Raw genomic sequence first — 11,970 nt, 5'->3', positions numbered from 1 at the left:
ATATATAGAAAAACAAAGAATAGAAGGTAAGAGATTAAGAGAAGAGCTGCTTGCAAAACAGCGCGCGCAGGAAGAAGCTATTGCAAATCTTGAGCGGGAAAAGAAAAATAAAGAAGAGCGAGACAGGCAGTTTGCGGCAAAACGCGAAGCCGAACTTGCTGCGCAGAAAGAAACCGAAAGAATAGAAAGAGAAAAAGCAAAAGCCGAACTAGAAGCAAAAAAAGCTGCTTATATAGCCGAAAGCAAAAGATTTAAAGAGGAAGCGGAAGAAGCTGCGGCAAGTCGTAAGGTTCAGACGGAAAAACTTCTTGCCATGCAGCAGGCCAGACAGCGGGCCGAGCAAGAAGAAAAAGCCAGACTTGCTGCTGAACAAAAAGCTAAAGAAGAAGAAGAAAGGCGGAAAATTCTGGAAGAAAAGAGAATAGCCGAAGAAAAAATAAAAGCGGAATTGGCGGTAAAAAAAGAAGCTGAAAGAAAACAAAAAGAAAAATATAAAGCTGAACTTCTTGAAAAGAAACGTGCCGAAGCTCAGGAAAAAGCCAGACTTGCCGCTGAGCAAAAAGCCAGAAAAGATGCGGAAAAACAAGCCGCAAGAGATATTAAAGCAAAGCGGGCCGCTGAAGTTGCTGCGCAAAGAGAAGCCGAAGAAACAGCGCGCGCAGAAGCGGAAAGAGCTGTTGCCGAACGAAAAGCAAAAGAGGAAGCTGAAAGGCAGTTGATTTTACAAAAACAAAGAGAAGCGCAGGCAAAAGCAAATGCAGAACTTCTTGCAAAACAGCAGTCTCTTGAACGTAGAAGAGCGATGATAGCCGCAGAAGAAAAAGCAAAAGCCAAAGCGAGACTTGAAGAAAGACGTGAAGCCGAAAAGAAACAGCGCGCCGAGCTTGCCGCGCAGAAAGCTGTGGAAAAAGCTGAAAAGGCAAGAAAAGAAAAAGAAATGGCGGCTGCGCGTAAAGCTGCCGAAGAAAAAGCAAAAGAGGAAATGTTAAAAAAGCAGGCTGAAATGCGCGAACAGGTGAGACTTGCTGCGGAAAAAAAGGTAAGAGAAGAAGCCGAAAGAAGAATTGCGGCCAGAGCCAAAGCAGAACGTCTTCAAGCGGAAATTATGGAAAAAGAAAGACAGGAAGCTGAAATCAGAGAGAAAAGAGAAGCACAAAGAATGGAAGAGGAGAGAATAAGAAGAGAATCCATAGCCGCACAAAGAGCCGCTGAAGAAGAGTTGAGGCAGGTTGAACGCGAAAGGCGTCTTGCAGAGATGCGCGAAAAAGAAAGAAGGGAACAGGAAGAAAGAGAGGCTAAAATAAGAGCTGGAGAAGAAGCGGCCAGGCTTGCTGAAGATCAGAGAAGAAGAGAAGCCGAAGCCAAAAAAGCTGCGCTTGAAGCTAAACAAAGAGCGGAAGAAGCGGCCAAAGCAGTAGAGTCGGCAAGAGAACGCGAAGAATATTTGGAAAAAGTAAGAAGAGAGCGCGGACAAAAAGAAGCCGCTCTCAGAGCCGAACAGAGAGAGCGGGAAATAAGACAAAGGCAGCAGATGGATTTAATTGCTCAAAAAGAAACGGAAGAACTTCGTAAAAAGAAAATTAAAGAAGATCAAGAAAAGATAAAAGAAGAATACAGAAGAAAAGAAGCCGAAGAAAAGCTAAAACGGAAACCTACACAAAGCCGACAGGAAAACGTTTTCCCGTTAGATACGCAAGATTTAGTATTTGATGAAGGCATAGACACGGCGCAGGAAAGAAAAAAAGAAGCGGAACTTAAAGCTAAACGTCAAAGAGAAGCTGATGCCGCAAGAGCTGCACAAGAAAGAATAGAAAGACTAATGAGAGAAGAAGAAGAAAGAATAGCCGCAGAAGAAGCAAAAGTTAAAGCTGCGGCCGAAAAGAAAAAAGCGGAAAAAATGCTTCTTGCATCAGCAGCAAAACCTAAACCTGAAGCCAAACCGAAGCCGTCTGGGTCGATAAAAAAGACAATAAAAGTTTCAGACTTAAGATTTATGGAAAATTCTTCTTTCTTGGCTTCCGGTTCAAGAGCCTATTTCAACGATATTGCTTCGGAAATAAAAAAACTGAAAGCGGGAAAGGTTACGATAACGGCTTATGCACAAAAAGTGGGCAAAGTCAATGGCGGCGATTATGATTATTTGTCTTCAGACAGAACCGAAGTCATAGCGGGAATATTTGAAATGAACGGAATTTTAATGGATATAATTGAACAAAAATCAAAAGTCATTCAGGCAAAACCCGACAACGAAGTTTCGGAAGGCATCGCAGAAAGATATATAATAATAGAGATAAGATAAAATTATGCCTGTCGATGAGATATAAAATAAAAGAGCCTGCTGCATTTTAAATTGCAGGCTCTTTTTTCTAAAAATGTACAATCTAAATATGCGGTAATACGAAATAAAAGGAGGCATTTTTATGGACAGAAAAGTAAGAGTTGCTCAGTATGGCTGCGGTAAAATGTCGGTTTACTCTATGAGATATGTTTATGAAAAAGGCGGCGAAATAGTAAGCGCTTTCGATATAAACCCGACTGTTATCGGAAAAGATATAGGCGATATTATAGGCAGCGGAAAAAAAGGCGTTATAGTGCGCGACGTTAAAGAAGCTGAATCGGTTTTTTTAAAAGATAAGCCCGACATCTGCGTAATTACCACAATGAGTTTAATGCAGGATGTAAAAGACGCGTTTTTTACCTGTGCAAAAACCGGAGTAAATGCCATATCTACCTGTGAAGAAGCATTTTATCCGCAGAACTCTTCTCCTGTGCTGACAAAAAAAATAGATGAACTTGCAAAGAAAAACGAATGTACAATTTGCGGCAGCGGGTATCAGGATATTTTCTGGGGAAATCTTATAACAGTTCTTTCCGGTGCAGCGCAGACAATTAAAAAAATAAAAGGCAAATCAAGTTATAATGTTGAAGATTATGGTATTGCTTTGGCAAAAGCGCACGGTGCCGGACTTAATTTGGAAACTTTTGACAAAGAAGTGGCTTCTGTGGACAAAGTGACTGATGAAGAAAGACAAAAAACAATAGAATCTGGAAAATATCTTCCTTCTTATATGTGGAACGTCAATGGATGGCTTTGCGATAAACTCGGACTTACGATAACAAAGCAGACACAGAAAACCATTCCGATGGTATATTCGAAAGACCTTAAAAGTTCCACGTTGCAAATGACGATTCCCGCTGGACATGCGACCGGAATGTCTGCTGTAGTTACGACGGAAACAAAAGAAGGGATAGTCATAGAGTCGGAATGTATCGGCAAAGTTTACGCGCCAGAAGAGTTTGACCAAAATGATTGGATAATAGAAGGAGAACCGAATACGCAGGTAATTATAAACAAGCCTGCAACTGTAGAACTCACATGTGCTACGGTAGTAGGAAGAATCCCAGATGTTATTAATGCGGCTCCAGGCTATGTGACAACGGACAAAATGCCGGCGCCTATTTATAGAACAAAGCCGTTAAACAAATATATCGGAAACTGAATAGGTCCTGCTGCGGACGGCAAATTAAAAAAACAGCGGCAACAAGAAAACAAAGACTTTTAAGCCACCGCTATTTTATCTTGCCGTTACACAGCTTCTAATTAAAGGATTAAATATGTACAAAGGAATCTTCATAACTGCTATAGATACCGGCGTGGGAAAAACTTATGTTTCCTGCACTATAGCCGAAGCCGCAAAAAAAGCTGCGATATCATGTGGAATTTTTAAGCCGGTGTCTACCGGAAACAGAAACGATGCAAAAATTTTGATTAAAGCTTCCGGCGTAAATGAAAAAGCAAAAACCGTCACGCCTCTGTTTTATAAAAATCCGATGTCGCCTTATGGAGCCTCTCTTCTTGAAAACAAAAAAATCGATTTAAATGCCGCTTATAAAGGCCTGCAATATTTTTTAAAAAAATATGAGTTCACTGTTGTTGAAGGTATAGGCGGGCTGATGGTACCTTTAAAGAAAAATTATTTTGTAATCGATATGATAAAAAAGTTTAATCTTCCGGTAATCGTCGTTGCAAGATTCGGGCTGGGCACGCTCAATCACACATTGCTTACCGCAGACAAATTGAAAAGCTGCGGGCAAAAAGTTTTGGGAATAATTTTAAGCGGCAAAATAAATAAAAGTGATATTTCGGCAAAAACTAATGCAAAAATAATAAGAGAAATAACTAAACTCCCGGTTCTTGAGCTGGGATACAATGAAAAAATCGATTTGAAAAAAAATGCATGGATAATAAAATAAAAAAAGCTCTAATAAAGTCTGACAAAAAAAATATATGGCATCCATTTACGCAGATGTTCGACTGGATAAACGACGATCCTTGCATTCCGCTGATAATAGAGAAAGCTAAAGGCTCTTATCTTTATGATGCTGATGGGAAAAAATATCTTGATGGCGTCTCTTCGCTATGGGTAACGCTTCTTGGACACAGAAATCCAAAAATAGATAAAGCCGTAAAAACACAGATAAACAAAGTTGCCCATACAACATTTTTAGGGCTTACGCATAAGCCTGCAATCGATTTAAGCGAAAGGCTTTTAAAAATTCTTCCTTCAAATTTAAAAAAGATTTTTTATTCGGATAATGGTTCAACGGCAATCGAGATCGCTTTAAAACAGGCTTTTCAGTACTGGCAGTCAAAAAAACAGGACAAAAGATTTTTTTTATCTTTAAAAAATGCTTATCACGGTGACACCATAGGCGCGGTTTCCGTAGGCGGAATGGAACTGTTTCATGCAAAATTCAAACGGCTTTTGTTTGACGTTTTTTTTGTTCGTTCGCCTTACTGTTACAGATGCGAACACAGAAAAAAAGAAATACCTTTTCCAGTTAATGCCGTAAATTTTAAAGAGCACAACAAAAAAGTTGACTGTAAAGGCGAATGCATAAAAGAAGTTGAAACTATTCTTGCGCAGCATCATAACAAAATTGCCGCTGCAATCATAGAACCGCTAAATCAAGCGTCCGCCGGAATGGTTGTAATGCCTAAAGGTTATTTAAAAGCGTATGCGGACTTGTGTAAAAAGTATGGAGTGCTTTTAATATGCGATGAAGTCGCAACGGGTTTTGCGCGAAGCGGAAAAATGTTTGCCGTTGAACATGAAGACGTAAAGCCGGACTTTATATGTTTGTCAAAAGGTATAACTGGCGGATATCTTCCTTTTGCAGTTACAGCTACGACAAATGAAATTTATAATGCTTTTTTAGGAAAATACGAAGACTTTAAAACATTTTTTCATGGACACTCATACACGGCAAACCCTCTGGCTTGCGCAGCGGCGATAGCAGTTATAGACATTCTCACAAAAGATAAAATTTTAAAATTTTTGCCGCTGAAAATCCAACATCTTGAAAAAGAGCTTTGTTCGCTTGCTGCCCATTGCAAAGTCGGAAATATAAGACATTGTGGAGTTATGGCGGGAATAGAGATAGTGCGCGACAAAAACACTGGCGAATCTTATGATTATAAATTGAAAACCGGTGCAAGAATATGCGCAAATATAAGAAAAGATGGCGTGATAATAAGAAACCTCGGCGATACGCTGGTACTGTTTTTGCATCTTACTATGACAAAAAAAGAAATTTCAAAAATTATAAATGCGATAAAAAAAGAACTCAAAACCCTTAAATAAAAGCAAAAAAAATACAAGCATCGCTTATGTTCTGCCTTACCTGCTATTTACGGAAAATATGCATGTGTTCTCTTTTGAGGCAATGATAGTCATTGTTATATGCATAATATTTTTGTTTAACTACTGCATTTCAGCTGCAAAATCATCGCCATTTTTCAGAAGGTTTGTGGAAATGATGTCATATGTATTTGACACCATAGAGTGACACATCTTTTTTGCAAGTTTATTTTTTTGTCATTGTGTGCGGGGTATGTGCTACAATAGCTGTAACATCACGCAATCTAGGCAGGAAAAAAGCAAATTCTTGCCATTGCCAAGGTTTTTCCATTTAGCCTACAATACATTTTATTTAGCTGTAAGAACTTTTTTTAAATAGTTTAATGCGTACAGGTATCCATCAATGCCGAACCCTGCAATTTGTCCTATGCAGACGCCGGCCGTAAAAGAATTATGCCTAAACTCTTCTCTGGCGTGTATGTTTGATATATGCACTTCGATCGCGGGAACAGAAATTGCGGATAAAGCATCTCTTATGGCTACAGATGTGTGAGTGTAGGCCGCAGGATTTATTATTATCGCCGACACTTTTGACAAAGATTTCTGGATTTTATCTACGATCTCTCCTTCATGATTAGATTGAAAAAATTCAATTTCAACTTTTAATTTTTCTGCAAGAGCAGAAAGTTCTTTTTCTATATCAAAGAGAGTTACATGACCATATACTTCTGGCTCTCTTATTCCTAACATATTTATATTAGGACCGTTTATGACAAGTATTTTTTCCATTTGTTTTCCTTTAAATAATTTTTAAGAATTTTAAGTATTTTCTTGCTGTCGGCAATTATGCCGCAAACGGATTTTCCTATATCTTTTAAAAGCACGAATCTTATTTTTCCTTCTATAGATTTTTTGTCGCGAGTCATCAAAACAGCAAGTTTTTCGGCATTCATGGCAGACAAATTAAAGTTAAATCCGGCTTCCTTCAAAATTATATTGGTCTTTATAAAAGTTTCTTTTTTACATTTCGTCAGTTTGTATGAAAGTAACGCCGCAAAAAGCATTCCTGCGGCAACGGCTTCGCCATGCAAAAATTTTTTATAATCCGTATACGTCTCCAAAGCATGCGCTAAAGTATGTCCGAAGTTTAAAACTTCTCTCAAACCTTTTGTTTCTTTTTCGTCTTTTTCTACGATGGCGGCTTTAAACGTGCAGCTTTTGTAAATCATATAATCAAAATCTTTTAAAGAGATAAAACCTTTTGAAAACAGGCTTAAAAGATAATCATAAAAATTTTTATCAAAAGTTAAAGCATATTTGATAATTTCAGCCATACCGTTTCGTATGTGTCCTGCGGGAAGAGTTGACAGATAAGATGTGTTTATCCATACAAACAAAGGCTGATAAAAAACGCCGGCAATATTTTTCCCTCCTGAAGTATTTATGGCCGTCTTACCGCCGATGGACGAATCTGTCATCGCCAAAAGGGTTGTTGGAACCTGTACCAGTGCAATACCGCGCATATATGTCCCGGCAAAAAAGCCGACAACATCACCTACTACGCCTCCTCCAAACGCTATAACGCAGCTTTTTCTGTCAATTCCACAAGCCAGAGCTTTATCGTAAAGAAAGCTTAAAGATTTAAGATTTTTTCCGGTTTCTCCAGCTTTTATAATGGCGCTTTTGCACACATAACCGGCTTTGCGTAACATTTTCTCAAAACTGTTCAAATGAAGTTTTGCAACAGCCGTATCTGTAATGATAAAAATAGATTTCGATTTGATATATTTTCGAAAAGAAAACAAAAAGTCATACTCTCTTTCGGAAATTATTATATCGTACGGATTGTGCTGCAGCTTTACTTTCAATTTTTTCATTTAAACACTCTGAACTTTAAAACTTCTCCTTTAAAACCGGCTCCGTCAAGCTCGACAGAATAATTTCCAGCAGGCACATCCTCTCCGGTGCTTTTGCGACCGTCCCAATCAACTGAAAAAGCTTTACCTTTTACAGCATTGGACTTCAGCTCCTTTATCACGCTGCCGCTGCTGTCTGATATTTTAACTAAAACGCTGCCGCCTTCGGCACAAACCATCACAACGGAAACATTATTCTCTTTGATATTAACTGCTGAATTTATACCACCGTAAATAAAAGCTTCGGACTTTTTGATATTTTTTGGATAAGCATAAATATCGTTTGCAACAGAATTATTCTCTAAAAAGACTCTGATTTTCTGTGGATAAAAATCATATTCATCGGAATCAGGAATTATTATGCTGTCTTTTCTATGTGTCAGCCCTGTAATTTTATAAGCGCCTTTTGACTCTGTCATAAAATCATCGTAAGAATTTTCTTCTTTAACAGATACGCCTTTAATTCCCTTTAATTTTTTATTTATAATGCGACCACTCAAATTATGGCTGTTTATTCGCGCGGAAAAATTCATATTTGAAGCTGAAGCTTTAATATCTTTTAAAGAATATTGTTCAGGGCTGAAAGCATACCCGTCAAGAAATGGTTTTATTTCAACGCTGTCTCCGGATTTTACGCTGACAGTGTATTCTCCCGAAACGTTTGTCTTAAGATTTTCAGTTTTGCTTTTTATAGAAACATTTGCAAGAGGTTTGCCGTTAACGGTAACTTTACCGTTAATTTTGAAAAATACTTTTTTAGCTCCTACTTTGGAATCGAGCGTTCCCGCACTTACGCCAAAAGCTGCTGTTCCGGGCTCAAGTTCAATTTCCATATTGGTATTCATATCGTCAATTATGCCGCTTGGAGTTTCAAATTTGTGCGATTTGCTTAAAACAGTAAGTTCATATCTTTTATTTGCAGATAAACCATCAAATATAAACTGTCCTAACTCGTTGGTAAAAGTCTGCGCTTTTGAAGCGCCTTCTATCATAACGGCAGTTTGTTTCAGTGGGTTGCCGTCACTGTCCGTAACTATTCCCCTTATAAACAAACCGCTGACAAAAGCTTTAAAGTTTTCTGTCATCTTACTTACGGAAAGATTCTTATATTCTCTTTTTGGAGGATCAAATTTGTATCCTAAAGTTGAAATTTCCAAAACATAATCTTCTCCGAGCTTTAAATCTTTTATCAAAAAATAACCGTTTGAATCGGACTTGTATTCTTTAGGATCATCACTAATTTTTATTGAAGCTCCTGCAAAAGGTTTTTCGTTATAAGTAACTCTTCCATTTATTATCGCCGAAGCATTGAAAGTTTCGTTTAATATGCTCTTTTTAACACCTGTATACTCTTTTTGCGATGGATTAAATATTATTCCCGGTGCGGAAAGCGAAAGAAGATAATCTCCATTATATTTAAGTCCTGTTATAAGATAACGTCCTTCTTCGTCGGTTTTATGTTTTTTTCCGTTGACGTCAACAATAATTCCCTTGAGAGGGTTATTTCCAGAAACCACTATGCCGCCAAGAGAAATATCTGTGGAGAATTCTACAGTCGTATCTTTTTCTAAAAGTTCTATAGTTATAGGCTCGAATTCGAGATCAGCGCTTAAAGCGTTCAATACGTAAGGTCCGCCGTAATCAAGATTTGCGATATAAAAATCTCCTTCATCATCCGTATAATATTTCAATGGCCTCTTAGATATGCTCACCGCGGCATTTCTTATCGGTTTTCCACCGACATTTACATTCCCTTTTACAACATATGTCTCTTTGACTGCGGAAAAGTTCTGGCCTACAAAACTTTCTCTCATATTGAAATAGTTTCTGGAAGGAGGCGTAAAGGAATATCCGCCGGCTTTAGGAGTAATTTCAAAGTATCCGCCTTGAGCCAGCCCTAACAGCATAAAATTTCCACTGAAATCCGTAGAAACGCTTGTTTTTGTACTGCCGCTGACCTCAATAACGACATTTCCAAGCACCATATTTCCGATCTGTGTGCTTATTTTTCCGGCAACCGAATAAGAAACTGTAAAATTGGCATTTTCTAAATTTTTTACCACCGCCGCAATTTGCAGCGACCCCGGATAAAAATTAAGTCCGTTTTTTGAGGCGATTATCGAAACAGGAGAACCGTATTCTATTTTTTCGATTTTATATCTTCCGAATTGATTGGTAGAAGTGACTTGTGCACCGTTCATGTTTATCTGCACATCAGGGATACCTTTTCCTTCGGCAAAAACTTCTCCTTCAATCGTTATATAAGGAACAAAATCTTGCACGACATTTGACTTTAGTCCATCGTAAACAACTTTTTGTGGTTCAAAATAAAAATCGGGACTGTTGGCGGTAAGAGTGTATCTTTTATCCGCTGGAACTATAAATTCATATCTCCCTTTTTCATCTGTCTTTGCCGAAAACCCATGGGACATACTTAATTCTATACCTTTAAGACGTCCTGCTTTGCATTCAATTTTACCTCTTACTTTTACCATTTTTTCTTTTGCAGAAGAGACCTTTTTCGGCTTTTCTTTGCCGGGTTTAGAATCTTTGTCCGAAGAACCGCCTTTTATTTTCGAAGCTTTTTCCTTCTCTTTTTTTATTTGTTCCTGATATTGAAGTCTTTCTTGTTTTTCGGTTTCTTTTTTTCTTTCTTTTTCAAGCTTTTTGCGTTCAGCCTTCAGGCTTTTCTCTTTTTTCTTATTAACGTCTCTGTCTTCCGACTGAGGTTTTTCAGCATTATTTTTCAAAGAGTTTTTTACGGACTCTCTTTTACTTTCCTCCTGTGCGGATGAGCCGCGTTCTTTTTGTACGGATCTTTTGTTCTGTTTTGACTCGGAAGGTTTTTTTGTTTCCGAAGTGTCAGCGGAATTTCTTTTTTTAACAGAAGGACTAGATTCTTTTTTTATTTGGAAATTTATCTCCTTATTTTTATCCAAACTTTCAATGACAATCATCTCTGAAGGAGAATAGCCTTCTTTATTTGCTGTTAAAGTATAAGTCAAAGCCATTGGTAATTCTTCTATAATATATCTGCCTTTTGAGTTTGTTACGGTTTTAAAAGTGTCAAATACAGTTTTGGCTTCAACTTTTGCATTTTTAACAGCTTTGCCGTCATAATCTCTTACCGTCCCGATGATTGAAAATTTCTGTACCGTGGCCTTAAAATTTATAACCCTGTCGCTGACAAGTTTGTTAACGGTTACTTTTGGAGGGATAACCAAAACGCCTTCTTTTGAGGCAGTTATGAAATAGTTGCTTCCATAAGCAAGTCCTTTGACGGAAAATTTACCGTCGTTATCGGTATATGCCGTGAATTCATCGACTCCGCTTATTATTTTAATTAAAACATTTTCGATTCCGTTTTTGCCTTCGGCTATCCTTCCGCTGATATTTTGCTTGCCGGTGGTCGCTTCGGTATTAATCACAAAATCTTTATTACCATCGACAATTTTGTATTCGGAAGGGTTAAAAGTAAATCCGTCTCTTATAAATTTTACGGTATAATTCTGATTAGATTTCAATCCTTTTATCGAATAATATCCATTAATATCGGTAGTCGTCATAAGTTTTTTATTATCATTTACAATAACCTTTACTCCGACCAGACCTGAAGCATAATAAATGACTTTTCCACTTAAATCAAAAGTTGTTTTTGCCGGCAAAGAATCTTTTTCTCTAGAAGAGACCTTTGCTCTCTGTGAAGAATCAAAAAAGGAATCTGTGGCCGTTACATACTCAGGCTGCGGCTGAGAAACTCCATTTGCCGGTTTTGAGATTACATGTACATCTTCGGGATTAGAACTTCTACCTGAAGGTGAAACTATGACGGTGGAAGTTTTTCTGGAAGCTGACGGGTATTTTGGCTCCTGCGGTTTTAGGTTGTCTTCAGGATCTTCATAAACTGCAGTAAAATTTATTGTTCTATTAGAATTCAAAGAAGCAATTCTCAGAATTTCTGGAGAAAATATCATTCCATCTTTAGCGGCGGTAATCTCGAGATACATTCCGGCATCGATATTCTCAATTTGATAGTATCCGAAAATATCAGTTCTTTCCAAAAACTCTTTATCTCCGCTGATGCGCACTTGCGCATCTATTATGGGAGAATCATCATTTTTATTTGTAATGATTCCTGATATCATATATTGGTTTTCGGCATAAAGATTTATCGGAAAATAACAGCAAAAATAAAAAAAAGTAAGCACTATGCCTGCTATCCTTTTATTCATTAAATATCCTCGTTTTTCAATTATTTTTCGATTATTTTACAATTTTTACAGTCAACATTGCAACTAAAAAAGTCTTTTCTTATTTGCTTTTTTCAAACAATTTCAGGTCAAAATAGAAATGTCCATTTTTTAGATATAATAAAATAGGGGATAGCAATGAACATTTCCAAAGAAGTACAA

The 11,970-nt window shown here is 37.6% G+C and carries 7 protein-coding genes; 4 read left to right on the top strand and 3 right to left on the bottom strand.

Annotated elements, in window-relative coordinates:
• The 4 genes from LBD46_00670 to bioA all read left to right on the top strand — a co-directional run.
• The coding region (locus LBD46_00670) for a hypothetical protein (GenBank protein ID MDR2425691.1) at positions 1-2,299 on the top strand (2,299 nt) is incomplete at its 5' end.
• 121 nt (positions 2,300-2,420) lie between these two features.
• A complete protein-coding gene (locus tag LBD46_00665) occupies positions 2,421-3,500 on the top strand; it encodes a hypothetical protein (protein ID MDR2425690.1) in 1,080 nt (359 codons plus the stop codon).
• Between the two features lie 115 nt (positions 3,501-3,615).
• Positions 3,616-4,254, top strand: coding sequence for a dethiobiotin synthase (bioD, locus tag LBD46_00660; protein MDR2425689.1), 639 nt, complete (start codon positions 3,616-3,618; stop codon positions 4,252-4,254).
• A complete protein-coding gene (bioA, locus tag LBD46_00655) occupies positions 4,239-5,645 on the top strand; it encodes an adenosylmethionine--8-amino-7-oxononanoate transaminase (GenBank protein ID MDR2425688.1) in 1,407 nt (468 codons plus the stop codon). The genes bioD and bioA overlap by 16 nt, the downstream gene beginning before the upstream one ends.
• Before the next feature lie 345 nt (positions 5,646-5,990).
• Here bioA and aroQ read toward each other — a convergent pair whose 3' ends face one another.
• From aroQ to LBD46_00640, 3 genes are read right to left on the bottom strand one after another with little or no spacing between them, the layout of a single operon-like run.
• On the bottom strand, positions 5,991-6,431 hold the full coding sequence (gene aroQ, locus LBD46_00650; GenBank protein ID MDR2425687.1) for a type II 3-dehydroquinate dehydratase: 441 nt from the start codon (positions 6,429-6,431) through the stop codon (positions 5,991-5,993).
• Positions 6,410-7,519, bottom strand: coding sequence for a 3-dehydroquinate synthase (gene aroB, locus LBD46_00645; GenBank protein MDR2425686.1), 1,110 nt, complete (start codon positions 7,517-7,519; stop codon positions 6,410-6,412). The genes aroQ and aroB overlap by 22 nt, the downstream gene beginning before the upstream one ends.
• The gene (locus LBD46_00640; GenBank protein MDR2425685.1) at positions 7,516-11,790 is read right to left on the bottom strand and encodes a carboxypeptidase regulatory-like domain-containing protein; all 4,275 of its coding nucleotides are present in this window, start codon (positions 11,788-11,790) and stop codon (positions 7,516-7,518) included. The genes aroB and LBD46_00640 overlap by 4 nt, the downstream gene beginning before the upstream one ends.
• Positions 11,791-11,970 lie beyond the last annotated feature (180 nt).

The sequence above is a fragment of the Candidatus Endomicrobium procryptotermitis genome (assembly GCA_031279415.1).
GTDB lineage: Bacteria > Elusimicrobiota > Endomicrobiia > Endomicrobiales > Endomicrobiaceae > Endomicrobium_B > Endomicrobium_B procryptotermitis.
The sequence above is the reverse complement of the archived record's forward strand: the minus strand, read 5'-3'. Positions and strand labels throughout refer to the sequence as shown.